The following is a 23497-nucleotide window of genomic DNA, read 5'->3' on the forward strand; positions in this document are numbered from 1 at the left end:
CGATGGTCGACGCGGCACCGCCTACCGTCGGGCCGGACCTGCTGCCGGATCCGCTGCCGCGTTACCTCAGCCACCTGCGGGTGGACCGGCGCCTGGCCGAACGCTCGCTGACCCTCTACACCGACGCATTGACCCGGCTGGCCGCCGCCGCCGCCGCGCAAAACTTGCCGCTGGACCGGCTGCTCACGCACCACGTGCGCCGCATGGCCGCCCAGTTGCACAGCCAGGGCCTGGCGCCGCGCAGCCTGGCGCTGCAGCTCTCGGCCTGGCGCGGCTTCTACCGCTGGTGGGGCCGCGAAGGCGGCGTGCCGTTGAATCCGGTCGATGGCGTGCGCCCGCCCAAGGCCCCCAAGCCATTGCCCAAGGCGTTGGCGGTGGACCAGGCCGTGGCGCTGGCCGAAGCCCAGCCCGACACCGGCGACCCGGCACTGGGCGCACGCGACCATGCCATCGTCGAGCTGCTCTACAGCAGCGGCTTGCGCGTGGCCGAACTGGTCAGCCTGGACGCCTCGCCCGGCCCGGCCGCGGTCGGCTGGATCGACGAGCAGGACGCGACGGTGCACGTGCTCGGCAAGGGCAGCAAGCGCCGCGCCGTGCCGGTAGGCCGCAAGGCGCTGGAAGCGCTGGCCGCCTGGCGCGCCGAGCGCGACCTGGTCGCCAGCCCCGGCGAGCCGGCACTGTTCGTCAGCAACCGCGGCACCCGCCTGTCCACCAGCCAGGTGCGCACGCGGCTCAAGGCCCTTGCGCTGAGCGCCGGCCTGCCCACGTCGGTCCACCCGCACATGCTGCGCCACAGCTTCGCCTCGCACCTGCTGCAGTCCAGCGGCGACCTGCGCGCGGTGCAGGAACTGCTGGGCCACGCCAGCATCAGCACCACGCAGATCTACACCAAGCTGGACTTCCAGCACCTGGCCAAGGCGTATGACGCCGCCCATCCGCGGGCCAAGCGCAAGACCGGCGAAACCTGAAGCGGCCTTGTCAGGCGCCCGGCTTGGTCTTTGCGCTGTACATCAGAGAGATGTGGCTGCCGTTGTTGCCGTCGTCGCTGACGTCGACCATCACATTGCTCTCGGCCTTGGTGTCCGAGATGCTCAGCGTCATGCCTTTTTCCTTGCCCTGGTCCATCACCAGCTTGTTCTCCTGGCTGGACTTGAGCTGCGCGCGGTACCACTCCGAAACCTTCTTCGGGTCGTCGCTGCTGGTCAGCTCCACCTGCATCATCATGCCGTCGCCGTTGACAATGCGCGTGCCCTTGTTGTCGGCCGGCTTGGCGCCGGGGTAGAACGGCAACCCCAGTTCCTTCTCGCTGATCTGGGCCGAGCCCATTTCCATCTTGAAGGCCTTGCCGTGTTCGTCCTGACCTTCGACCTTCATCCCACCACTGCCCAGGTCCACCTTGGCATTGGTGTTGCCATCCTTGTTGATCGAAGACTCGATCAACTTCTCGGTCGCCTTCTGCGTGGCCACCTCCTGGACCTTGCCGCAGGCGGTGAGGCCGGCTGCCAGGCCGAGCGTTGCCAGTGCCAGTTGAAGGCGGGTGGTAGGGGCGGCGGGCAGGGCAAAACTGCGCATCATCAAGGTCTCCTCAGGCTTGAACGGAAAAAGTGCTGCGCATGATGCCGCGTGGGCCGGGTGCTGCACATCCCCGAAATGGGTGCGAGCACCAGGCCAATGCCGCGAGGCATTCGTGACCTGGCCAGGCCGCGGCTTTGCATTTCATCGCTCGATTCCCGCAACTCGTCGCACACCGGCAGACAATCGGCCGCCCGTTTTTTACAGTGTGCTACATCACCAACACACTGGAGCGGCCCATGCAGACCTGGGACAACCGGCAACCGATCTACCGGCAGTTGGCCGACCGACTGGCCGGCGGCTTGCTCGATGGCAGCCCGCCGGAGGGCGAGCCCATGCCTTCGGTGCGGGCGCTGGCCTCGCACTACGTGCTGAATCCGCTGACCGTGGGCCGGGCGCTGCAGGCGCTGAGCGAGGACGGGCTGCTGGAGAGCCGGCGCGGGCTGGGCATGTTCGTGCGCAGCGGCGCGCGGCAGCGGCTCAAGGAACTGGAGCGGCAACGCTTCCTGGAGCTGGAATGGCCGCAACTGCGGCGGCGCCTGCGCCAGCTGGGCCTGGGACCCGAACAACTTGACTGGGAGGCATGACGCCATGAGCGACAACATCAACATCAGCAGCACCGAGCCAGGTGCACCGCTGATCCGCGCCGAAGGCGTGAACCTGCGCTACGGCAAGAAGACCGTGTTGGACAACCTGAGCTTCACGATCCCCAAGGGCCGCGTGGTCGGCCTGCTGGGCCACAACGGCGCGGGCAAGACCACGCTGATGAAGGCGATGGTGGGCCTGGCCAACCACGCCGGGCACCTGGACGTGCTGGGCCTGGATCCGCGCAAACAGCGCACCGAGTTGCTGCAGTCGCTGTGCTACATCCCGGACGTGGCCATCCTGCCGCGCTGGGCCAGGGTGCACGAGCTGATCACGCTGATGAGTGGCATGCATCCGAAGTTCTCGGCCGACCGCTCCCGCGAGCTGCTGCGCCGCACCAGCGTCGGCCTGAACGACAAGGTCAAGCAGCTCTCGCGTGGCATGGTGGTGCAGCTGCACCTGGCGCTGATCGCCGCGGTGGACGCCCGCATCATGATCCTCGACGAGCCGACGCTGGGCCTGGACGTGCTGTCGCGCAAGGCTTTCTACGAGCTGCTGATCAACGAGTGGTGCGATGGTGAGCGCACGGTGCTGATCTCGACCCACCAGGTCGAGGAAGTGGAAGCGTTGCTGTCGGACGTGATGATGCTCAACGACGGCAAGCTGGTGCTCAACATCAGCCTGGACCAGCTGGACCAGCGCTACTCGGCGCTGAGCCATGCGCCTGCGGCTGCCAACGCCGTGGCTGCGGCGCATCCGCTGCTGCGCTACGGCTCGCCCAACGGCGCGTCCACCGCGATCTTCGACGGCGCCATGCCCAGCGAGGTCGAGGCCCTGGGCCAGCGCGTGCGGCCCAGCCTGGTCGACCTGTTCGTCGCGCTCACGCGCGCCCCCGAGCTGAATCCGCGCGCCAGCCGCTGAGCCGCGACGCGACCCAAGGAGCAATGAGATGAACGCAACGACTTTCCTGGCGCTGATGCAGCGCGAATGGATGCAGCACCGGCGCGGCTGGCTGATCTTCAGCGCGGTGCCGCTGTGCATGATGCTGTTCGCCATCGTGGTGGGCAATGTGCATGTGTCCTCCGATGAAAGCGCGCTCAGCGTGCTGGTGGCGCTGGCTGGTGGCTACATCGGCGCGGTGATGATGGCGGGCTGGGTGGGCGCCGGCTTCCAGTCCTCCGGGCTGGGCCAGCGCGACCGGCAGGACCGCAGCATCGAGTTCTGGCGCTCGCTGCCGGTGAGCGACTGGGCGGCAGTGGGCGCCACCGCGCTGATGCACGTGCTGGTGTTCCAGCTGATGGTCGCGGGTATCGCGTTCGTCTGCGGCCTGGTTGTAGCGGTGCTTACCGTGGCCCGCGTCTACGGCCTGAGCGGCGTGGCCTCGCTGCCCTGGGGCACGCTGAGCGCGGTCATCGTGGCCGCCGTGCCGCGCGTGCTGGTGGCAGTCGGTGCTGCGGCGCTGTGGGCTGCGCCGGTGATGTTGTTCGTGATGGCGGCCTCCGCGTGGCTCAAGCGCTGGGGCGGCATTGCCGCGGTGGGTGCGCTGGGCCTGGGAAGCGTGATCCTGGCCAAGGTCTATGGCATGCCCTGGCTGCTGCAGACGCTGGTGACCATGGCCGAACGCTTCCGCGACGCCATCTTCCCGGTGGCTCGCCACGATTTCGAGTCCGTTCCCTGGGACGGGCAGCTCACCCAACTGCCGCAATGGCTGCTGAGCGACACCCAGCGCGTGCTGGGCGAACTGGTCGACCCGGCGATGGCCTGGGGCCTGCTGCTGGCGGTGCTGAGCTACGTGCTGCTGGTGCTGCGGCGGCAACGGGCCTGAAACTCGACACCCACAAGCAAGAGCCCCTCGCGAGGGGCTTTTTTCATGTGCGGTGCGAACCGGCAGCGGCGCAAACGGCAGGCGGCCTTGGCGGCCTGAAGCGAACCATCACACTTCCATCTGCCTCGGGCGCAGCCATGTCGGTATGCGCATGCCGGTATATGGGTTTTCACATTGGGGATTCGGGGGATTCGGCCGCTGGCCGGAATCCAGACAATGCGTCCCAAAGCAATCGAACCGATTGACAAGAAGCAGGCATGGAATTGCGCAAGGCAGTTCGGCGCAGTTTTCGGAGACAAGATGAATCGACGGCAGTCCGTGAAGGCGCTGGCAGCGCTGTCCTTGGGTCACGTTTGGGGAACGTCGCGAGCGGCAGCCAGCAACAAGGGGTTGATCGGCATCTCGATGCCCACGATGGGATCCCTGCGCTGGGTGTATGACGGGCTGGGCGTGATGCGCGCGCTCAACCAGCTCGACTACACGGCGGACCTGCAGTACGCGAACGACAGTGCCAAGACCCAGATCGACCACCTCCAGGCGATGGTGGGCAAAGGTGCGCGGATGCTGGTGATCGGCGCAGTGGACGGCGGTGCGCTGACAGGCGTGCTGGCGGAGGCGGCCAAGCGCGGTGTGAAGGTCCTCGCCTACGACCGGCTCATCCGCGACACGGCCAACGTGGACAGCTATGCAACCTTCGACAACTTTGCCGTGGGCGAACTGCAGGCCCGTGACATCGAGGCGCGATTGCGTTTGACCGCTGCCACGCGGCCCTCCACGGTGGAGCTGTTCGCGGGCGACGCGGACGACAACAACACCCACATGTTCTACGACGGATCGATGTCGGTGCTCAAGCGCTACATCGACAATGGCCAGTTGGTCGTCGGTTCGGGCAAGGTCGCACTCAAGGACATCTACACGCCGCACTGGAATGGCGCGCATGCCAAGGCGCGCTTGCAGGGGGAGCTTGGCACCACCTATGCCCGGCGCCGCCTCGACGCAGTGCTGTCGCCCTATGACGGCATCAGCATCGAGTTGCTGAGTGCCGTCAAGTTCGCCGGCTACGGGCAGGCCGCGCAGCCCTTGCCGGTCATCACCGGCCAGGATGCGGAACTCGCGTCGGTGAGGTCCATCAAGCACGGCGAGCAGGCGTCCACGGTGTTCAAGGACACCCGGCTGCTGGTGAAGCAGGCGGCGCGCATGGTCGACGACACCCTCTCAGGCCGCCCCGTCAGCTTCAACGACCAGAAGACCTATCAAAACGGTGTGAAGGTCGTTCCTGCCTTGCTGATCAAGCCCGTGCTGGTCGACAAGGCCAACCTGCAATCGGTGCTGGTGGATGGCGGCTATTACACGGCCGAGCAGGTCTAAGGCAACGTCTGCAGGTCAACCAGCTGGAAACAGGTTCCTCAATCTGGGATACAGCTGCGCCCAGCGTGCCTGACGTGGCGCCAGGCGTTCGGTTTCGGCGGCGTTCGGTTCGAAGAGCCTTGCCATCGGCGGCGCGGGGCAGATGTCGGCCAGCAGCGAGCCGGGCAGGCTGCCGTCGGCGTCCAGCGCGGGCGACAGGTCGGCCAGCCACGCGAGGCGGGCCGCGCCCAGCGCGCCGCCGGCTTCGCCGCCTTCGTGCGTGTGCAGCGCCACGCCCAGCGTGCTGGCCAGCAGCTGCGCCCATTCGGGGCTGCGCGCGCCCCCGCCGACGAGCGACAGCGCCTGCACCGCGCCGGGCGCGGCGCCCAGTGCGCGCCAGCCGTCCAGCAGGCCGAAGCCCACGCCTTCCATCACGGCGTAGCCGAGGTGGGCGGCGCTGTGGCTGCCGGTGAGGCCGAACAGCACGCCTTGGGCGTTGGCGTCGTTGTGCGGCGTGCGTTCGCCGCTGAGGTAGGGCAGGAACAGCGGGGCGGCGTCGCGCTCGGCCGGGCTGAGCGCGGCGACCTTGGCGACCAGTTCGGCCTCGCTGGCCAGGCCCGTCAGCTCGCGCACCCAGCGCAGCGCGCTGGCGGCCGAGAGCATCACGCTCATCTGGTGCCAGGTGGCCGGCAGCGCGTGGCAGAAAGCATGCACGGCCGAGGCCGGGTTGGGTCGGAAGCGGTCGTTGGTCAGGAAGATCACGCCAGAGGTGCCCAGCGAGACAAAGCCCTGGTTGGGCCGCACCGCGCCAATGCCGACTGCGCTGGCTGCGTTGTCGCCACCGCCGCCGGCGATGGGCAGGCCACCGTCTTCGCCGCGCTTCAGGCCCCAGCGCGCGGCCAGCGCCGGCAGCAGGCGGCCGGCCACCGCGCTGCCTTCGGCCAGGGCCGGCATCTGCGCTTCGGTGAGGCCGGTCGCGGCCAGCAGTTCGGGTGACCAGCGGCGCTTTGCAACGTCCAGCCACAGCGTGCCGGCCGCGTCGGACAGGTCGCTGATGGCCTCGCCCGTCAGCTGCAGCCGCAGCCAGTCCTTGGGCAGCAGCACCTTGGCGACGCGGGCGAAGAGTTCGGGCTCGTGCTTCTTCACCCACAGCAGCTTGGGTGCCGTGAAGCCCGGCATCGCGAGGTTGCCGGCAATGGCGTGCAGCTCCGGGCAGGTGGCCTCCAGCTCTGCGCATTCGGCGCCGGCGCGGCCATCGTTCCACAGGATGGCCGGCCGCAGCACCTGGTCGGCCTCGTCCAGCAGCACTGCGCCGTGCATCTGGCCGGACAGGCCGGTGGCGCGCACCTCTGCCATTGCGGCGGGGTGGGTGGCGGCCAGGCGCTGCATCGCGGCGTCGGCCGCGGTCCACCACTGCAGCGGATGTTGTTCGCTCCAGCGTGGCTGCGGGCGCGAGAGCGTCAGGGCTTCGCCGGTGGTGGCGACGATGCGCTGCCGCATGTCGAGCAGCAGCAGCTTGATCTCGGAGGTGCCGAGGTCGATGCCAAGGTACATGGGGTTCAGTTCCTTCGGCCGTCGGGCAGCAGGCCGAAGCGCTGGCCGGACTGGCGGCGGAATTCGGTGGGCGTCATGCCCTTGATGTCCAGGAAACGGCGGTTGAAGTTGGCGACGTTGTTGAAGCCAACCTCGAAGCAGATGTGCGTGACCAGCCGGTCCGAGTCCATCAGCAGCTGGCAGGCGCGGTTCACGCGGATGCGGTTGACGAAGTCGGTGAAGGTGTTGCCGGTGGCGCGGCGGAAGAAGCGCGAGAAGCGACTCTCGCTCATGCCGAGTTCGCCGGCGAGTTCGCTGGCCGACAGCGGCTGGGCCACGTTGTCGGTGATGCGGCTGACGATGGCGTTGATCTGATCCAGCTGGGTGTCGTCGTCGGCGCTCTGCATCTGCACGCTGGAGAGCAGCCGGTAGTCGGTGCAGTGCGCCAGCTCGCCGAGGAATTCGGCAAAGGCCGCGAAGCGCAGCAGCCCGTGCGTGGCCTTCACACGCTCCCAGTGCGCACGCGCCTGCTCGGCCAGGCCGAAGAACTCGATGCCGCGGCGCGCCCGCTCCAGCAGCGGCAGCGCTTCGGCCAGCTCGGGAATGTGCTCGGCCGCGGCGGCAATCGGCGCGTGGGGAAACTGGATCACCAGGTCGCGCTGCGCAAAGCCGCCTTCGGGCAGGTCCATCGAGATCCAGTTGTGTGGCAGCCGCGGGCCGCACAGCACCAGGTGGCCGGGCTGGAACGGCCCGATCCAGTCGCCCACGAAGGCCTTGCCCGAGCTGGCGACGATCAGGTGCAGTTCGTACTCGTCGTGGTGGTGCCAGCGCGCCAGCGGCGTCGGAAAGCCGTGCGACAGGCAGCGGATGAAGCCCACGTCCTCCGGCGCCTCGTAGCCCAGCGCCGGGCTGCGGGCATAGTCATGCTCCAGCTCGGGCTGGCGCTGGCGGGGGAGTTGCGGCGGATGCTGCATCAGCGGGCTGTGACGGGCGAGTGCGAAGCAACGAAGCTTGCCACGCGCGCGCTGGCGCCTTGCAAAGCGGCCAGCAGCGCGGGCGTGCCGGCCAGTTCACCGAACAGCACCGTGTCCGCCGCGAAGGCTGCGACCGGGTCCGCCGCGCCGCAGATCGCGTGCGCCACCGCCGGGTCCATCGCCTGGTCGTGGTAGACGTGCGGCAGCGTGCCGGCATGCCAGCGCTGCAGGTAGGCCAGGAACAGCGCCGGCAGCATCGCCACGCTGGCAATGCTGGCGCCCGCGGCCAGGCGTTCGCGCAGCGTCGGCGCAATGAAGCCGGGGATCTTCGAGAAGCCGTCCATCGCCACGCGCTGGTTGGTATCGGCAATGGCAGGGTTGGCGAAGCGGTCCAGCACCACGTCGCGGTACTTGGCGAGGTCGATCGGGCTGGGCTTGGCTGGCGTGTCCAGCACCGGGATGGTGTCGTTGGTCACGTAGTCGAAGGCCAGTTGGCGGATGGCCGCGTCCTGCGTGCCTTCATGGATGTAGGTGTGGCCGACCAGCGTGCCGGCCCAGGCGATGCAGCTGTGCGTGGCGTTCAGCAGGCGGATCTTGGCTTCCTCGTAGGCATCCACCGACGAAACCATTTCCACGCCGACAGTCTCCCAGGCCGGGCGGCCAGCGGCGAAGCGGTCCTCGATGACCCACTGGATGAAACTTTCGCCCATCAGCGCGGCAGCGTCGTCCACGCCGGTCGCTGCCAGCACGCGCTCGCGCACGGCGGGCGTGGCGCGGGGCGTGATGCGGTCCACCATCGCATTCGGGCAGGTGGTGCAGACCTCCACCCACTCGCGCAGCGCGCTGTCGCCGATCAGGTCGATGAACTGCAGCAGGCCGCTGCGCACGCGGTCGCCGTTGTGGCGCAGGTTGTCGCAGTTCAGCAGCGTGACCGGGCCGCTGGCCTGCTGCATGCGGGCGCGCAGGATCTGCGTCAGCGCGCCGTAGATCGTCGTGCCGGCTTTGTTCGCCTTGAGGGCTTCGACATCGGCGGCCAGGTCGGCGAAGTTCAGGTCCAGCTGGTGGTCTGCATCGAGGTAGTAGCCCGCTTCGGTCACGGTGAACGAGACGATGCGAGTCAGTGGGTCCGCACCGGCGGTGACCAGGCCTTGCAGCTGCGCGTCCCAGCCGATCACGCGGGTGATGGCGCTGATGCGCTGATAGACCCGCTCGCCGGCCGGTGACACGGTTTCCAGCGTGTAGGCGCCGCCGGCGGCCTGCAGCGCGCCGATGGTGTCGGCGCCATCGGGCCGGATATTGCCGCCGGCCAGCACCCAGCGGCGGTCACCGGCGTCGTGCAGCGCCTGCTGGTAGACAGCCTGGTGCGCGCGGTGGAACGCGCCCAGGCCCAGGTGCAGCATCACGAACGGGGCTTCGGCGGAGGAGGGAGAGGCGGTGGTCATGGAAGCAAGGGGGAAATGAAGAGGAATCTCAATGGGTCGCGGCGACGGCGACACCCGTGCGTGTCACGCGGCCACCGGCGTCGAACAGGTGCACGGTCTCGGGCTGCAGCTGCAGGCCCACGCGGTCACCGGCGGACAGCGCGCTGCGCGAGTTCTGCCGCGCCACCAGCTGCGCGCCACTGTCGGTGCTGACGTAGATCAGCGTCTCGGCGCCCAGCGCCTCGACCAGCTCGACCTGGCCGCTGAGCTGGCCCTGGCCGGCCGGCAGCACGGCCAGGTTCTCGGGGCGCAGGCCGATGAAGCCGTCTGCCGCGACCGGCAGGCCGTAAGCGGCGGCGGCCTGCGGCATCTGTGCGGCGGCCACCACGTTCATCTGCGGTGTGCCGATGAACTGCGCCACGAACTGGTTGGCCGGCTTGTCGTACAGCTCCAGCGGCGTGCCGACCTGCTCGATCTTGCCGTCGCGCAGCACCACCACGCGGTCGGCCAGCGTCATCGCTTCGACCTGGTCGTGCGTCACGTAGATGGTGGTGGCGCCCAGCTCGCGATGCAGCTTGGCAATCTCCACGCGGGTCTGGCCGCGCAGCGCGGCGTCCAGGTTGGACAGCGGCTCGTCGAACAGGAAGACCTTGGGCGAGCGCACGATGGCGCGGCCGATGGCCACGCGCTGGCGCTGGCCGCCGGACAGCTCCTTGGGCGTGCGCTGCAGGTAGGCGGTGAGGTTCAGGATCTTCGCGGCACGCTCGACCTTCTCGCGGATCTCGCTTTCGCTGACCTTGGCCAGCTTCAGCGCGAAGCTCATGTTCTCGTACACGCTCATGTGCGGGTACAGCGCGTAGCTCTGGAAGACCATTGCCAGGTCGCGCTTGGAGGAGGGCGCGTGCGTGATGTCGCGGCCATCCAGCATCAGCTGGCCGCTGGTCACCGTTTCCAGCCCGGCAATCAGGCGCAGCAGCGTGGACTTGCCGCAGCCTGAAGGGCCCACGAACACCACGAACTCGCCGGGCTCGATGGACAGGTCCACGCCCTTGATGGTCTCGACCGCGCCGAACTGCTTGCGGAATTGCTTGAGCTGAAGGTATGCCATGGCATGGTCTCCTTGATCACTTGACGGCGCCGAAGGTCAAGCCTTGCACCAACTGTTTTTGACTGAACCAGCCGAACACGACGATGGGCGCGATGGCCATCAGCGAGGCGGCGGAGAGCTTGGCCCAGAACAGGCCTTCGGGGCTGGCGTAGGAGGCGATCAGCGTGGCCAGCGTGCCGGCCTTGGCGGAGCTGAGGTTCAGCGACCAGAAGGCCTCGTTCCAGCTCAGCACCAGGCACAGCAAGCCGGTGGACGCGAGGCCACCCATGCCCAGCGGCAGCAGCACCTTGTAGGCCTCCTGCCAGAGCGTGGCGCCGTCCATGCGCGCGGCTTCCAGGATCTCGGGCGGGATGTCCTTGAAGGCCGAATACAGCATCCAGACCATGATGGGCAGGTTGCTCAGCGTGAACACGATGATCAGCCCGGTGCGCGTGTCCAGCAGCGCGCTTTGCTGGGCCAGCACGTAGATCGGCACCAGCGCGCCGACGGCCGGCATCATCTTGGTCGACAGCATCCACATCAGGATGTCCCGCGTGCGCTTGCTGCGGAAGAAGGCCATCGAATAGGCCGCGGGTGCGGCGATCATCAGGCCCAGCACGGTGGACACCACGCTGGTGATCAGCGAGTTGGTCGCGTAGAGCAGGTAGTCGCTGCGGGCCTGCACCTCGTGGAAGTTTTCCAGCGTGGGCGAGAACAGCCATTCGGTGGGTACCGCAATCGCCTGCAGCTCGGTCTTGAACGCGGTGGCGATCAGGAAGCCCAGCGGGAAGAACAGCAGCAGCGTGACCAGCCAGGCGACGAGGGTGCGCACGACCAGCGCCAGCGGGAAGCGGCGCGGCGCGAGCAGGATCTCGGCCGGCGCGGTGTCCACAGTGGGCAGCGTGGAAGAAGTGGTGGTGGGCATGTCGTTCCCTCAATCGAGGTTCTTGCCGACGAGGCGGATCAGGAAGATCGCCGCGATGTTGGCCAGCACGACGGCGAACAGCGCGCCTGCGGAAGCCACGCCGGCGTCGAAGTTCAGCAGCGCCTGCTTGAAGATCAGGAAGGCGATGTTGGTGCTGGCATCACCTGGGCCGCCGGAGGTCGTCGTGAAGATCTCGGCGAACACGCTGATCAGGAAGATCATCTCGATCATCACCACCACCGCCACCGAGCGGCCCAGGTGCGGCAGCACCATGTAGCGCAGCTGCTGCAGGTAGTTGGCGCCGTCCATGCGCGCGGCTTCGAGCTGCTCGCGGTTGAGCGACTGCAGCGCGGTCATGAAGATCAGCGTGGCAAACGGCAGCCACTGCCAGCTGATCATGATGATCACGCTGAGCAGCGGCCAGTCGGTCAGCCAGTCCACCGGCTGCGCGCCGAAGGCCTGCCAGACCTGCGCCAGCACGCCGTAGATCGGGTTCATCATCATGTGCTTCCACAGCAGCGCATTGACCGTGGGCATGACGAAGAAAGGCGAAATGAGCAGCACGCGCACCAGGCCGCGGCCGGGGAAGGGTGCGTCGATCAGCAAGGCCAGCCCCACGCCCATCACCACGGTGATGACGATGACGCTGCCGAGCAGCAGCACGGTGTTCATCACCGCCGGCCAGAACGAGGCGTCGGTGATGAAATATTCGAAGTTCTCCAGCCCCGCAAATCCGGTCACGTCCGGCTGCATCAGGTTGAAGCGGATGGCGCTGAAGTACAGCGTCATGACCAGCGGCACGATCATCCACAGGAAGAGCGTGCCGATGGCCGGCGCCATCAGGGCGCGGGGCATGAAGCGATTCATGGCGAGGTCTCGGCAATGAGGCTGGCCACCGCCGCAGCGGTGGCCCGTCAGGCGGCAGGTGCCGGCTTACTTGTAATAGCCGCCCTTTTTCATTTCACGTTCGGCGGAGATTTGGCTGGCTTTCAGCGCCGCGTCCACCGTCGTCTTGCCCGACAGGGCCGCGCTCATCTGCTGGCCCACCGCAATGCCGATGGCCTGGAACTCAGGGATGGCCGCGAACTGCACGCCCACGTACGGCGACTTCGGCAGCGTCGAGTCGTTCGGGTTGGCGCTGTCGATGGCGGTCTTCTCGGCCGCGGCAAAACGCGCGGCCTTCTGGAATTCCGGCGAAGCGTAGGTGGACTTGCGGGTGCCGGTGGGCACATTGGCCCAGCCGTTGGTCTTGGCGACCAGCTGGATGTATTCCTTGCTGGTGGCCCAGGTGATGAACTTCTGCGCCGCGTCCACCTTCTGCGAGCCGGCCGGGATGGCCAGGTTCCAGGACCACAGCCAGTTCGCGCCCTTGGGCGTGACGGCGGTGGGGGCCTGCGCAAAGGCCATCTTGTCGGCCACCTTGGACTGCTTCGGATCGCTGACGAAGGAAGCGGCAATCGTCGCGTCGATCCACATGCCGCACTTGCCGGCGTTGGTCAGCGCCAGGATCTCGTTGAAGCTGTTGGCCGAGGAGCCTGGGGGGCCGTAGTTCTTCAGCAGGTCGACGTAGAAGGTGATCGCGTCATGCCAGGGCTTGGTGTCGATCTGCGGCTTCCACTGCATGTCGAACCACTGGCCGCCGTTGGTGTTCACCAGCGTGGTGAGGAAGGCCATGTTGTCGCCCCAGCCCGGCTTGCCGCGCAGGCAGATGCCGTACACGCCGTTCTTCGGGTCGTGGATCTTGGACGCCAGGTCCTTGATCTGGGTCCAGGTCGGGCGCTCCGGCACGGTCACGCCGACCTTGTCCGCCAGGTCCTTGCGGTACATCAGCATCGAGCTTTCGGCGTAGAAGGGCGCGGCGTAGAGCTTGCCGTCCAGCGACAGGCCGCTGCGCACGGCTGGCAGCAGGTCGTCCACGTCGTATGCGGCGTCGGTCTTCAGGGGCTGCAGCCAGCCCTTCTTGCTCCAGATCGGCGCTTCGTACAGGCCGATGGTCATCACGTCGAACTGGCCGCCCTTGGTGGCGATGTCGGTCGTCACGCGCTGGCGCAGCGTGCCTTCTTCCAGCGTGACCCACTTCAGCGTGATGCCGGGGTTGGCCTGCTCGAAGTTCTTGCCGAGCTTCTGCATTTCGATCATGTGGCCGTTGTTCACCGTGGCGATCACCAGCTCGGTGGCGGCGTGGGTGAGGGTGGCCGAGGCCAGGCCCAGCGCACCCAGCGCGGCCTGGACGACGAGGGTCAGGCAGGTCTTACTGCGGTTCATGTTGTGTGTCTCCTGAGATGTCGGGGCGTTTGGTGTTGTCGCTGCCTGCCCGCATGGCGCAGCGTGCGCATCTTCAGCGAGGGAGGGCTGTGGTTTTGATACTGCCGCCGCCAGTGTCTGTACTTCATTGCGCACAAATGCCCAGGTTTTCCCCATGTCAGTGGAATTGGATACAGATTGAACGCTAGGTGGCAGCTTTGCCGCATCCAAGGTCAGGTCGCTGCCCTGGTTGCCACGGCAGGGCAGGCGACAATCCGGCGCATGAAAGCCATCCGCCTGCGCGAAGGAAAAGAACGTTCGCTGCTGCGCCGCCACCCCTGGGTGTTCGCCGGCAGCGTGGAAAAAGGCAAGGCCGATGCGGGCGAGACGGTGCGCGTCGAAAGCCACGATGGCCAGTTCCTCGCCTGGGCTGCGTTCAGCCCGCTGTCGCAGATCCGCGTGCGGGCCTGGAGCTTCGACGAGGCCGAGCGCATTGACGCCGCCTTTTTCCAGCGCCGCATCCGCGCCGCGGTTGCCATGCGCCAGCGCCTGGCGGTGGCCAGCAATGGCGTGCGCCTGGTGCACGGCGAGGCCGACGGCCTGCCCGGCCTGGTGGTGGACCGCTACGGCGACATCCTCAGCGCGCAGTTCCTCTCGGCCGGCAGCGAGCGCTGGAAAGCGGTGATTGCCGATGCGCTGCTGGCCGAAACCGCGGCGCTGGGCTGCACCCGGCTGTACGAGCGCTCGGACGTGAACGTGCGCGAACTCGAAGGCCTGCCCGAGGTAACCGGCTGGCTGCGCGGCGAGGGCGACACCGGCGTCACGCTGCGCGAGCACGACATCCAGCTCACGCTGGACGTGGCCGAGGGCCACAAGACCGGCTACTACCTGGACCAGCGCGAGAACCGCGCGCTGTTCGCCCGCCTGGTGCGCCAGTTCGGCTGCCAGCGGGTGCTGAACTGCTACAGCTATACCGGCGGCTTCTCCATCGCCGCGCTGGCCGGCGGCGCCACCGAGGTCACCAGCGTGGACTCCTCCGGCCCGTCGCTGGCCCGCGCCACCGCCCACGTCGCGCTGAATGGCTACGATCCGGCCCGCCACACCGCGCTGGACGCCGACGTGAACGCCACGCTGCGCCAGTGCCTGCAAGAGGGCAAGCAGTTCGACGCCATCGTGCTCGACCCGCCGAAGTTTGCGCCCACTGCGGCGCATGCCGAGCGCGCCAGCCGCGCCTACAAGGACATCAACCGGCTGGCCTTCAAGCTGCTGGCGCCCGGTGGCTTGCTGTTGACCTTCAGTTGCTCCGGCGGCATCAGCGCCGACCTGTTCCACAAGATCGTCGCCGGTGCCGGCATGGACGCGCCGGCTGACGGCTACCTGCTGCAGCGCCTGGAAGCCGCACCGGACCATCCGACGACGGTGTGTTTCCCCGAGGGCGAGTACCTGAAGGGCTTGGTCATCCTCAAGAAATAGGCCGAATCCCCTTTTCATTGCGTTGGTTTTCACCGCTGGAAATGTCTTGGTGCGATCCAGACGCTAAGGTTTTTCCTTCGTGACAACTGCCGCGCGCCGCCTCGCCGTGCGATGTGAAGCACCGAGCGAGTCGTCCTGGCCTGCGGCCTCCGACCAAGCGCGAGGTTCCAAAGCATGGATGGGGAATTGCTGGACAAGGGCTCGTCCGCCGGGCGAGCCAGGGGCACCGCAGGTGCGCGCGATGCGCTGCAAAGCCTGCTGAAACTGGCCGATGTGCGCCTGGGCGGCGACCGGCCCTGGGACATCCGCCCGGCGCCGGGCGCTGCCGCGCAGTTCGAGCAATTGCCGCAGCGCGTGCTGGCCGAAGGCTCGCTCGGCCTGGGCGAGGCCTACATGGACGGCTGGTGGGTCGCGGACCGGCTGGACCAGCTGTTCGAGCGCCTGCTCAAGGCCAGGCTGGACCAGCGGGTCACACCCTGGCCGGTGTTGTGGCACGGGCTGAAGGCCAAGCTCTTGAACCTGCAGAATCCGCGCCGTGCCTTCCAGGTCGGCGAGCAGCATTACGACCTGGGCAATGACTTCTACCAGGCCATGCTGGACCCGCGCATGACCTACACCTGTGCCTACTGGGGCGGCCAGCCGGGGGTGGCGCCAGCCGCGCTGGACGCCGCGCAGGAAGCCAAGCTGGAACTGGTCTGCCGCAAGCTGGGCCTGAAGCCGGGCATGCGGGTGCTGGACATCGGCTGCGGCTGGGGCAGCTTCATGAAATTCGCGGCCGAGCGATACGGCGTGCGCTGCGTGGGTGTCACCGTCTCCGCCGAGCAGGTGGCGCTGGGCCAGCAACTGTGCGAAGGGCTGCCGGTCGAGTTCCGGCTGCAGGACTACCGGCAGCTGGACGAGCGCTTCGACCGCATCGTCAGCCTGGGCATGTTCGAGCACGTGGGCCACAAGAACGCCGGCACCTACATGGCGGTGGCCCGCCGCTGCCTGGCCGAAGACGGGCTGTTCCTGCTGCACACCATCGGCCGCAACGACAGCGCGCACGGCACCGACCCGTGGGTGCACCGCTATGTGTTCCCCAACGGCGAGCTGCCCAGCGTTGCGCGCATCGGGCGTAGCGCCGAGCCGCATTTCGTCGTCGAGGACCTGCACAACTTCGGCGCCGACTACGACCACACGCTGATGTGCTGGTGCCAGCGCTTCGAGGCCGCGTGGCCGCGCTTTGCCGAACGCCTGGGCGAACGGTTCCACCGCATGTGGCGCTACTACCTGCTGAGCTGCGCCGGTGCGTTCCGTGCGAGGGACATCCAGCTCTGGCAATGGGTGTTGTCGCCGCGCGGTGTGCCGGGTGGGTACAAGCGCGTGTCGTGAAACTGGCTATCGTTCGGGCATGAGCACTTCATCCCAGGATTCCCACGGCCCGCGCATTGACTGGGCCGGTTTCGAAACCCATGCGCCGGAGGTCATCAAGGCCTTGCGCGCGCTCGGCCAGGCGGTCGACGAAGGCGGGCTGGACAAGTCCTTGACCGAGCTGCTGAAGGTGCGCGCCTCGCAGCTCAACGGCTGCGCCTTCTGCCTGCAGTTCCACCTGAACCTGGCCCGCAAACTTGGTGTACCGGCGCCCAAGCTGGACTTGGCCGCCACTTGGCGTGAAGCCGGCAGCGTCTACACCGCCCGCGAACGAGCTGCGCTGCAATGGACCGAAGCGCTCACGTTGATGGCCGACCGGCCCATCGCCGACGCGGCCTACGGCGAGCTGCAGGCGCAGTTCAGTGAAAAGGAGATTGCGCTGCTGACGACGTCCATCGGTGCAATCAATGCCTGGAACCGCATTGCCGGCAGCCTGCAGTTCACACCGCCAATTCCGAAGGCGGTGGCCTGATCAGGCTGGCGAGGGCGCAGGCATTCGTGGGTCGAACTTCGCCCGCTTCACCGCGAAGAAGCTCTTCACGTTGCGCACGTTCGCGTCCTGCGTGAACAGCGATTGCGTCAGCGCCAGGAAGGCCGGCATGTTGGCCGCCCAGGTCACCAGCACGAAATCCGGCCCGGGCGACACACGCCAGCATTGCTGAAGCACGCTGGCTGCGCCGCCGTCGAAGGCGAGCGCGCGCGCCTCGAAGGCGTCCAGGTGCTCGGCGCCCTGGCGATCCAGCGTCACCTCGCAGATGGCCTGCAGCCCGCGGCCGGCGAAGGCGGGTGCCAGCAGCGCGGTGAAGCGCTCGATCACGCCCAGCTCGCGCAGCCGCTTCACGCGGCGCAGCGCGGTGGCGGGTGACACATGCGCGGCCTCTGCCAGTGCCTGGTTGGTGAGGCTGGCGTCGGCCTGCAGCAGGTCCAGCAGGCGCCAGTCAATGGCGTCCAGATTGGCGGAAAAATTCTCTGATGCACTCACTTTGAAATATTCAGCCATCGTCAATCACTGGTGATTGAATATTTCACATTGATATCGATCTAGCAAGCTTCTGTTGTGTTCTCGGGCCTACGATTCGCCCCGTTCCCTCACAGAAAGCGAGCACCCCATGTGCGGCATCGTCGGCGCAGTCAGCCACCACAACATCGTCCCCGTCCTCGTGCAAGGCCTGCAGCGGCTGGAGTACCGCGGTTATGACTCCTGCGGCGTGGCGGTGTACCAGGACGGCGAGCTGCGCCGCACCCGCTCGACGGCCCGTGTCGCCGAGTTGCAGCAGCAGATCGACACCGACGGCGTGGCCAGCGGCACCGGCATCGCCCACACCCGCTGGGCCACGCACGGCGCGCCGGTGGTGCACAACGCGCACCCGCACTTCTCCAGCGGCAAGATTGCGCTGGTCCACAACGGCATCATCGAGAACCACGAGCAGTTGCGCGATGAGCTGAAGGCCAAGGGCTACGCCTTCGAGAGCCAGACCGACACCGAGGTCATCGCCCACCTGGTGCACCACCTCTACGACGGCGACCTGTTCGACGCCGTGCAGCGCGCCGTGCTGCGCCTGAAGGGCGCCTATGCCATCGCTGTCTTCTGCCGCGACGAGCCGCACCGCGTGGTCGGCGCCCGCGAAGGCTCGCCGATGATTTTGGGCCTGGGCACGGAGGCCAGCGGCGGCGCCAACTACCTGGCGTCCGACGCGATGGCGCTGGCCGGTGTCACCGACCGCATCGTCTACCTCGAAGAGGGCGATGTGGTCGACATCCAGATCGGCAAGCACTGGATCGTCGCCAGGGACGAGCATGGCCAGTTCCGCCCGGTGCCGCGCGAAGTGCGCATCGTGCAGGCCCACACCGGCGCCGCCGAGCTGGGCCCGTACCGCCACTACATGCAGAAGGAAATCTTCGAGCAGCCGCGCGCCATTGCCGACACGCTCGAAGGCGTGGCCGGCATCACGCCCGAGCTGTTTGGCGACGGCGCGTACAAGGTCTTCAAGGAAGTGAACCGCGTGCTGATCCTCGCCTGTGGCACCAGTTACTACTCCGGCTCCACCGCCAAGTACTGGCTGGAAAGCATCGCGAAAATTCCCACCAGCGTCGAGATCGCCAGCGAATACCGCTACCGCGACAGCGTGCCGGACCCGCGCACCCTCGTCGTCACCATCAGCCAGAGCGGCGAAACGGCCGACACGCTGGCCGCGCTCAAGCACGCCCGCGCGCTGGGCATGCCGCACACGCTGACCATCTGCAACGTGGCCACCAGCGCGATGGTGCGCGAATGCAAGCTGGCCTACATCACGCGCGCCGGCGTGGAGGTGGGCGTGGCCAGCACCAAGGCCTTCACCACCCAGCTCGCCGGCCTGTTCCTGCTGACGCTGGCGCTGGCCCAAGTGCGCGGCCACCTGAGCGACGTACAGGAAGCAGCCCACCTCAAGGCCATGCGCCACCTGCCCGCCGCGCTGCAGGCCGTGCTCGCGCTGGAGCCGCAAGTCGTGGCCTGGGCCGAGGCCTTCGCCCGCAAGGAAAACGCACTCTTCCTCGGGCGTGGCTTGCATTACCCCATCGCCCTCGAAGGCGCGCTGAAGCTGAAAGAAATCAGCTACATCCACGCCGAGGCCTACCCCGCAGGCGAGCTCAAGCACGGTCCGCTGGCGCTGGTCACCTCCGAAATGCCGGTGGTCACGGTGGCCCCGAACGACGCACTGCTGGAGAAGCTCAAGAGCAACCTGCAAGAAGTCCGCGCCCGCGGCGGCCAGCTCTACGTCTTCGCCGACGCCGACACCCGCATCACCAACGCCGAAGGCCTGCACGTCATCCGCATGCCCGAGCACTACGGCGCTCTGAGCCCCATCCTGCACGTGGTGCCGCTGCAACTGCTGGCGTATCACACCGCGGTGGCGCGCGGGACGGACGTGGACAAGCCGCGCAACTTGGCAAAAAGCGTGACGGTGGAGTGAGCCTGGCGCGGCATTTCGCGGGCGGCTGTCGCCAGCACCACCGCTGCAGTGTGGGACCACATGCCCTGTTCACATGCCCTATTTGTTGCTGATGATCTCCAGCAGCTCGCCCCGCACGGCTGGGTCGGCCATGTATTTGCTGTACAGCGGGGACATCCTGCGAACGTAGGGCGAAAAGTCGATCACGTTCGCGAATTGGGCGCCGTCCTTGGTCACCGCTGCGCGAGCGGTGACGACCCGCTTGTCCCACAGCTCGCGCATCAACAGGGCAGAACTCTTGCCCGCCTTTTGGAACACGACCCGGTCCTGCGGGCTCAGCTTGTCCCACAGCTTGGTGGAGACGACCAAGGCTTCGGGTGACACCATGTGGCTGTCCAGCAGCATGTACTTGGCGGCCTTGTACTGGCCGGTGGATTCGTAGGACACCATGTTGCCTTCGGCGCAGTCCACGGTGCCTTTCTGCAGGCCGTCCAGCACGTCCTTGTAGGGCAACACCACCGGGGTGGCGCCGAGCAGCTTGACCATCTCGATGTAGGCCTCGGATTGCTGCACGCGGATCTTCTGCCCCGCGAAATCTTCCGTCCGCGTCATCAGCTTGTTGGCGCAGAAGAACGAACGGGCGCCACCGTTGTACCAGCCCAGCACGACAAAGCCGGAGGCCTTCAACTTCTCGGCCAGGCGCTCACCGGCGGCCCCGTCGAGGAAGCGAAACATGTGGGCCGCATCGATGAACAGGAAGGGCAGGTTGTAGGCCTTCAGGCCGGGCGCCGCTTCAGACAGTGGCGCCGAGTTGAACTCGGCCACGTCGATTTCGCCGGCCTTGAACATCGTCACGGCCTTGGCCTGGTCGCCCAGCGATGCGTTGGAAAACAGCTCGATCTTGACGGCGCCCTTGGTGCCCAGCTCGACCTCGTGGATGAAGCTTTTCATGGCCTCCGTCACCGGATAACCGTCCGGGTGGGTGTTCCACGCGCGGAGCTGGGTCTGCGCGGACGCCGGCCATGCGCCCATCCATGTGGCCAGGAAAAGACCGCCGAGCAATGCTTTGCGCATGAATGTGCCGCTGTTCGAGTTTTGATGAAGCGCGGGATGCGCGGTGGGTCGCTCCGCACATCGTCAGTCATCGTACAACTCGCGGGCGGCCGTATTTCACAGCAGCTGAGCCGTCGGCAAGTAGCGGGTATGTACCAGGGCCTCCGGCTGTCTTTGGCGTGGTGGCCGCCCTGGCGTGCGCCGCGCCGCGACAATTGGGCGCATGACAAGCACGCCTTCCGCCTCGCTGCTGCACAGCGCCTTCTACCGCTTCGTGCCGCTGTCCGACCCCCAGGCTGCGGCAGTGCAGCTGCGCAGCTTGGCGCATGCGCTGCAAGGCAGCATCCTGGTGGCCGCGGAAGGCATCAACGGCACCGTGGCCGGTGAGCCGCAAGCGGTGGCGGCCTTCGAGGCGGCGCTGCAGCAGGCGGACGTGCTGGCGGGCGCGTTTCGCGGCATGCCGTTCAAGCACAGCGAATGCGCCACGCCGCCGTTCGGCCGGCTCAAGGTCAGCGTCAAGCCGGAGATCGTGGCGCTGGGTTTGCCGCAAGACCCGGCAGCTGCGCTGCCGCCGCCGGACGAGCGCGACGCCAGTCACCTGTCGCCAGAGGCCTGGCGCGCGCTGCTCGCGCGGGACGACGTGGTGCTGCTGGACAACCGCAACCACTTCGAGTTCCGCCTCGGCCATTTCCGTGGCGCGGTCGATCCGCAGGTGCACAACTTCAGCGACTTTGTCGCCTACGTGCAGGCGCAAGCACCGGCCTGGCGAGCCGCCGGCCGGCCGGTGGCCATGTACTGCACCGGCGGCATTCGCTGCGACAAGACGGCGCCGTGGCTGCGCAGCCAGGGGCTGGATGTGTGGCAGCTGGACGGCGGCATCCTGAACTACTTCCAAAGCCTGCCCGATGCCGAGCGCGATTGGCAGGGCGAGTGTTTCGTGTTCGACAAGCGCGTGGCGCTGGACACCCGGTTGCGCGAGACCGGCACGACGGCAGAGCAGGTTTTCGATCCCACCCTTCCCGACGAGGCGTGGCGCCTGCAGCGTGCGCGTCGCCTGGACGGGGCGGGCGGCTGACGGCGACGCGGCCGGGCTGCTCTGGCAACGCGTGGTGGACAATTGCCATTGTTTGCCCAGGGCACGGCTCAAGAGGTTGTTTGCACGGGCGCAAGTGAGGCCTTATCCCTGTGGCCAGCCTTCTTTGCAGCGACCCTTTTCAGCAAGCACGATGCCCGCATACCGTTCCAAGACCTCCACCGCCGGCCGCAACATGGCCGGGGCCCGCTCCCTGTGGCGCGCCACCGGCATGAAAGACGAGGACTTCGCCAAGCCCATCATCGCGGTGGTCAATTCGTTCACCCAGTTCGTGCCCGGCCACGTGCACCTGAAGGACCTGGGCCAGCTCGTCGCCCGCGAGATCGAGGCGGCTGGCGGCGTCGCCAAGGAATTCAACACCATCGCGGTGGACGACGGCATCGCCATGGGCCACGACGGCATGCTGTATTCGCTGCCCAGCCGCGACATCATCGCGGACTCGGTCGAGTACATGGTCAACGCGCACTGTGCCGACGCGATGGTCTGCATCTCCAACTGCGACAAGATCACGCCCGGCATGCTGATGGCCGCGATGCGGCTGAACATCCCGGTGGTGTTCGTCTCGGGCGGCCCGATGGAGGCCGGCAAGACCAAGCTGGCCAACCCGGTTACCAAGGTCATGGAGTTCAAGAAGCTGGACCTGATCGACGCGATGGTGATCGCGGCCGACGCGAAGTATTCGGACGCCGAAGTCGCCGAGGTCGAGCGCTCGGCCTGCCCCACCTGCGGCTCCTGCTCGGGCATGTTCACCGCCAACTCGATGAACTGCCTGACCGAGGCGCTGGGCCTCTCGCTGCCGGGCAATGGCACCGTGGTGGCCACGCACGCGGACCGCGAGATGCTGTTCAGGCGCGCCGGCCGCCGCATCGTCGAGATCACCCGGCAGCACTACGAGCAGGACGACGCCCGTGTGCTGCCGCGCTCGGTCGGCTTCAAGGCCTTCGAGAACGCGATCACGCTGGACATCGCGATGGGCGGCTCGACCAACACCATCCTGCACCTGCTGGCCATCGCCCGCGAGGCCGAGATCGACTTCGGCATGGCCGACATCGACCGACTCTCGCGCACGGTGCCGCAGCTGTGCAAGGTGGCACCTAACACCAACAAGTACCACATCGAGGACGTGCACCGCGCCGGCGGCATCATGGCCATCCTCGGCGAGCTGGACCGCGCAGGCAAGCTGCACACCGACGTGCCTACCGTGCACACGCCGACGATGAAGGAAGCGCTGGCCCAGTGGGACATTGCGCAGACCACCGACCCCGACGTGCGCCGCTTCTACATGGCCGGCCCTGCCGGCATCCCGACCCAGGTGGCCTTCAGCCAGGAAACCCGCTGGCCCAGCCTGGACCTGGACCGCGCCGAAGGCTGCATCCGCTCCTACGCGCACGCCTTCTCGAAGGAAGGCGGCCTGGCCGTGCTGACCGGCAACATCGCCCTCCACGGCTGCGTGGTCAAGACGGCCGGCGTGGATGACAGCATCCTGGTCTTCGAAGGCAACGCCCACGTCACCGAGTCGCAGGACGAGGCGGTGGAGAACATCCTGGCCGACCAGGTCAAGGCTGGCGACGTGGTCATCGTGCGCTACGAAGGCCCCAAGGGCGGCCCTGGCATGCAGGAAATGCTCTACCCCACGAGCTACATCAAGTCCAAGGGCCTGGGCAAGGCCTGCGCACTGCTGACCGATGGCCGCTTCTCCGGCGGCACCTCGGGCCTGTCCATCGGCCACTGCTCGCCCGAAGCGGCGGCCGGCGGCGCCATCGGCCTGGTGCGCAACGGCGACCGCATCCGCATCGACATCCCGGCCCGCACGATCAATGTGCTGCTGTCCGACGCGGAACTGGCCACGCGCCGCGCCGAGCAGGACGCCAAGGGCTGGAAGCCGGCCCAGCCGCGTCCGCGCAAGGTCTCGGCCGCGTTGAAGGCCTACGCCAAGCTGGTCATGTCGGCCGACAAGGGCGCCGTGCGCGACCTGTCACTGCTGGACGATTGAAGCGGCTTTTTCGCGTGATGGGTGGCTGGTGA

The 23497-nt window shown here is 67.4% G+C and carries 21 protein-coding genes; 11 read left to right on the forward strand and 10 right to left on the reverse strand.

All coding sequences use genetic code 11. From position 1 onward, the window contains the following. Positions 1-2: 2 nt before the first annotated feature. Positions 3-968 carry a tyrosine recombinase XerC gene (locus LRH25_RS02130; RefSeq protein WP_231010089.1) on the forward strand — a complete coding sequence of 322 codons (966 nt, stop codon included), beginning with the start codon at positions 3-5 and terminating at the stop codon, positions 966-968. Between the two features lie 10 nt (positions 969-978). Here the strand turns inward: LRH25_RS02130 and LRH25_RS02135 are convergent, their stop codons facing one another. Further along, the gene (locus LRH25_RS02135) at positions 979-1575 is read right to left on the reverse strand and encodes a hypothetical protein (protein WP_141289705.1); all 597 of its coding nucleotides are present in this window, start codon (positions 1573-1575) and stop codon (positions 979-981) included. A 236-nt stretch (positions 1576-1811) separates the two neighbouring features. On the opposite strand from LRH25_RS02135, the gene LRH25_RS02140 reads away from it, so the two are divergent. The 4 genes from LRH25_RS02140 (at position 1812) to LRH25_RS02155 (ending at position 5350) form a co-directional block, all read left to right on the forward strand. Next, on the forward strand, positions 1812-2159 hold the full coding sequence (locus LRH25_RS02140; RefSeq protein WP_141289706.1) for a GntR family transcriptional regulator: 348 nt from the start codon (positions 1812-1814) through the stop codon (positions 2157-2159). Positions 2160-2163: 4 nt separating this feature from the next. Beyond that, positions 2164-3078 (forward strand): ABC transporter ATP-binding protein, encoded by a 915-nt coding sequence (locus LRH25_RS02145; RefSeq protein WP_141289707.1) that lies wholly within the window; start codon positions 2164-2166, stop codon positions 3076-3078. Between the two features lie 28 nt (positions 3079-3106). Further along, entirely contained in the window at positions 3107-3982 is an 876-nt protein-coding gene (locus LRH25_RS02150; protein WP_141289708.1) for a hypothetical protein, read from the forward strand. A gap of 300 nt (positions 3983-4282) precedes the next feature. Further along, positions 4283-5350, forward strand: coding sequence for a substrate-binding domain-containing protein (locus tag LRH25_RS02155; protein WP_141289709.1), 1068 nt, complete (start codon positions 4283-4285; stop codon positions 5348-5350). A 15-nt stretch (positions 5351-5365) separates the two neighbouring features. Here LRH25_RS02155 and xylB read toward each other — a convergent pair whose 3' ends face one another. From xylB to LRH25_RS02190, 7 genes are all read right to left on the reverse strand, one after another. Then, positions 5366-6883: a xylulokinase gene (xylB, locus tag LRH25_RS02160; protein ID WP_231010090.1), complete on the reverse strand. Its 1518-nt coding sequence runs from the start codon at positions 6881-6883 to the stop codon at positions 5366-5368. A 5-nt stretch (positions 6884-6888) separates the two neighbouring features. Beyond that, on the reverse strand, positions 6889-7836 hold the full coding sequence (locus tag LRH25_RS02165; RefSeq protein WP_141291324.1) for an AraC family transcriptional regulator: 948 nt from the start codon (positions 7834-7836) through the stop codon (positions 6889-6891). Next, complete coding sequence (gene dalD / locus LRH25_RS02170) at positions 7836-9278, reverse strand: D-arabinitol 4-dehydrogenase (protein WP_231010091.1); 1443 nt, start codon at positions 9276-9278, stop codon at positions 7836-7838. The genes LRH25_RS02165 and dalD overlap by 1 nt, the downstream gene beginning before the upstream one ends. A gap of 28 nt (positions 9279-9306) precedes the next feature. Beyond that, positions 9307-10365 carry an ABC transporter ATP-binding protein gene (locus LRH25_RS02175; RefSeq protein WP_231010092.1) on the reverse strand — a complete coding sequence of 353 codons (1059 nt, stop codon included), beginning with the start codon at positions 10363-10365 and terminating at the stop codon, positions 9307-9309. Positions 10366-10381: 16 nt separating this feature from the next. After that, complete coding sequence (locus LRH25_RS02180; protein WP_141286136.1) at positions 10382-11269, reverse strand: carbohydrate ABC transporter permease; 888 nt, start codon at positions 11267-11269, stop codon at positions 10382-10384. A gap of 9 nt (positions 11270-11278) precedes the next feature. Further along, the gene (locus LRH25_RS02185) at positions 11279-12136 is read right to left on the reverse strand and encodes a carbohydrate ABC transporter permease (RefSeq protein ID WP_141286134.1); all 858 of its coding nucleotides are present in this window, start codon (positions 12134-12136) and stop codon (positions 11279-11281) included. Positions 12137-12202: 66 nt separating this feature from the next. Next, positions 12203-13534 carry an ABC transporter substrate-binding protein gene (locus tag LRH25_RS02190; RefSeq protein WP_375142149.1) on the reverse strand — a complete coding sequence of 444 codons (1332 nt, stop codon included), beginning with the start codon at positions 13532-13534 and terminating at the stop codon, positions 12203-12205. 261 nt (positions 13535-13795) lie between these two features. On the opposite strand from LRH25_RS02190, the gene LRH25_RS02195 reads away from it, so the two are divergent. From LRH25_RS02195 to LRH25_RS02205, 3 genes are all read left to right on the forward strand, one after another. Continuing rightward, positions 13796-14986, forward strand: coding sequence for a class I SAM-dependent rRNA methyltransferase (locus LRH25_RS02195; protein ID WP_141286130.1), 1191 nt, complete (start codon positions 13796-13798; stop codon positions 14984-14986). A 174-nt stretch (positions 14987-15160) separates the two neighbouring features. After that, entirely contained in the window at positions 15161-16357 is a 1197-nt protein-coding gene (cfa, locus tag LRH25_RS02200) for a cyclopropane fatty acyl phospholipid synthase (RefSeq protein ID WP_141286128.1), read from the forward strand. 19 nt (positions 16358-16376) lie between these two features. Next, complete coding sequence (locus LRH25_RS02205; protein WP_141286126.1) at positions 16377-16868, forward strand: carboxymuconolactone decarboxylase family protein; 492 nt, start codon at positions 16377-16379, stop codon at positions 16866-16868. Here LRH25_RS02205 and LRH25_RS02210 read toward each other — a convergent pair whose 3' ends face one another. Continuing rightward, positions 16869-17378 (reverse strand): Lrp/AsnC family transcriptional regulator, encoded by a 510-nt coding sequence (locus LRH25_RS02210; protein WP_231010093.1) that lies wholly within the window; start codon positions 17376-17378, stop codon positions 16869-16871. A gap of 127 nt (positions 17379-17505) precedes the next feature. Between LRH25_RS02210 and glmS the strand changes: the two genes are divergently transcribed. Continuing rightward, on the forward strand, positions 17506-19347 hold the full coding sequence (gene glmS, locus LRH25_RS02215; protein WP_141286122.1) for a glutamine--fructose-6-phosphate transaminase (isomerizing): 1842 nt from the start codon (positions 17506-17508) through the stop codon (positions 19345-19347). A 78-nt stretch (positions 19348-19425) separates the two neighbouring features. On the opposite strand, the gene LRH25_RS02220 is transcribed toward glmS, so the two are convergent. After that, positions 19426-20400, reverse strand: a complete 975-nt coding sequence (locus LRH25_RS02220) for a TRAP transporter substrate-binding protein (RefSeq protein ID WP_141286120.1) — start codon at positions 20398-20400, stop codon at positions 19426-19428. A gap of 202 nt (positions 20401-20602) precedes the next feature. On the opposite strand from LRH25_RS02220, the gene trhO reads away from it, so the two are divergent. Together trhO and ilvD are read left to right on the forward strand one after the other, a co-directional pair. Beyond that, positions 20603-21454, forward strand: a complete 852-nt coding sequence (gene trhO, locus LRH25_RS02225; RefSeq protein ID WP_141286118.1) for an oxygen-dependent tRNA uridine(34) hydroxylase TrhO — start codon at positions 20603-20605, stop codon at positions 21452-21454. A gap of 151 nt (positions 21455-21605) precedes the next feature. After that, positions 21606-23465: a dihydroxy-acid dehydratase gene (ilvD, locus tag LRH25_RS02230; protein ID WP_141286116.1), complete on the forward strand. Its 1860-nt coding sequence runs from the start codon at positions 21606-21608 to the stop codon at positions 23463-23465. Positions 23466-23497: the final 32 nt, after the last annotated feature.

This window comes from Ideonella azotifigens (assembly GCF_021043325.1).
Taxonomy (GTDB): Bacteria; Pseudomonadota; Gammaproteobacteria; order Burkholderiales; family Burkholderiaceae_C; genus Ideonella; species Ideonella azotifigens.

What these genes read in the sequence shown, in the direction of transcription:
- LRH25_RS02135 (WP_141289705.1), bottom strand. Translation starts at nt 1,575, where the DNA reads ATGATGCGCAGTTTTGCCCTGCCCGCCGCCCCTACCACCCGCCTTCAA.
- LRH25_RS02185 (WP_141286134.1), bottom strand. Translation starts at nt 12,136, where the DNA reads ATGAATCGCTTCATGCCCCGCGCCCTGATGGCGCCGGCCATCGGCACG.
- LRH25_RS02220 (WP_141286120.1), bottom strand. Translation starts at nt 20,400, where the DNA reads ATGCGCAAAGCATTGCTCGGCGGTCTTTTCCTGGCCACATGGATGGGC.
- LRH25_RS02145 (WP_141289707.1), top strand. Translation starts at nt 2,164, where the DNA reads ATGAGCGACAACATCAACATCAGCAGCACCGAGCCAGGTGCACCGCTG.
- trhO (WP_141286118.1), top strand. Translation starts at nt 20,603, where the DNA reads ATGACAAGCACGCCTTCCGCCTCGCTGCTGCACAGCGCCTTCTACCGC.
- dalD (WP_231010091.1), bottom strand. Translation starts at nt 9,278, where the DNA reads ATGACCACCGCCTCTCCCTCCTCCGCCGAAGCCCCGTTCGTGATGCTG.
- LRH25_RS02130 (WP_231010089.1), top strand. Translation starts at nt 3, where the DNA reads ATGGTCGACGCGGCACCGCCTACCGTCGGGCCGGACCTGCTGCCGGAT.
- LRH25_RS02175 (WP_231010092.1), bottom strand. Translation starts at nt 10,365, where the DNA reads ATGGCATACCTTCAGCTCAAGCAATTCCGCAAGCAGTTCGGCGCGGTC.
- LRH25_RS02140 (WP_141289706.1), top strand. Translation starts at nt 1,812, where the DNA reads ATGCAGACCTGGGACAACCGGCAACCGATCTACCGGCAGTTGGCCGAC.
- glmS (WP_141286122.1), top strand. Translation starts at nt 17,506, where the DNA reads ATGTGCGGCATCGTCGGCGCAGTCAGCCACCACAACATCGTCCCCGTC.
- LRH25_RS02180 (WP_141286136.1), bottom strand. Translation starts at nt 11,269, where the DNA reads ATGCCCACCACCACTTCTTCCACGCTGCCCACTGTGGACACCGCGCCG.
- cfa (WP_141286128.1), top strand. Translation starts at nt 15,161, where the DNA reads ATGGATGGGGAATTGCTGGACAAGGGCTCGTCCGCCGGGCGAGCCAGG.
- LRH25_RS02165 (WP_141291324.1), bottom strand. Translation starts at nt 7,836, where the DNA reads ATGCAGCATCCGCCGCAACTCCCCCGCCAGCGCCAGCCCGAGCTGGAG.
- LRH25_RS02190 (WP_375142149.1), bottom strand. Translation starts at nt 13,534, where the DNA reads ATGAACCGCAGTAAGACCTGCCTGACCCTCGTCGTCCAGGCCGCGCTG.
- LRH25_RS02205 (WP_141286126.1), top strand. Translation starts at nt 16,377, where the DNA reads ATGAGCACTTCATCCCAGGATTCCCACGGCCCGCGCATTGACTGGGCC.
- LRH25_RS02155 (WP_141289709.1), top strand. Translation starts at nt 4,283, where the DNA reads ATGAATCGACGGCAGTCCGTGAAGGCGCTGGCAGCGCTGTCCTTGGGT.
- ilvD (WP_141286116.1), top strand. Translation starts at nt 21,606, where the DNA reads ATGCCCGCATACCGTTCCAAGACCTCCACCGCCGGCCGCAACATGGCC.
- LRH25_RS02195 (WP_141286130.1), top strand. Translation starts at nt 13,796, where the DNA reads ATGAAAGCCATCCGCCTGCGCGAAGGAAAAGAACGTTCGCTGCTGCGC.
- LRH25_RS02150 (WP_141289708.1), top strand. Translation starts at nt 3,107, where the DNA reads ATGAACGCAACGACTTTCCTGGCGCTGATGCAGCGCGAATGGATGCAG.
- xylB (WP_231010090.1), bottom strand. Translation starts at nt 6,883, where the DNA reads ATGTACCTTGGCATCGACCTCGGCACCTCCGAGATCAAGCTGCTGCTG.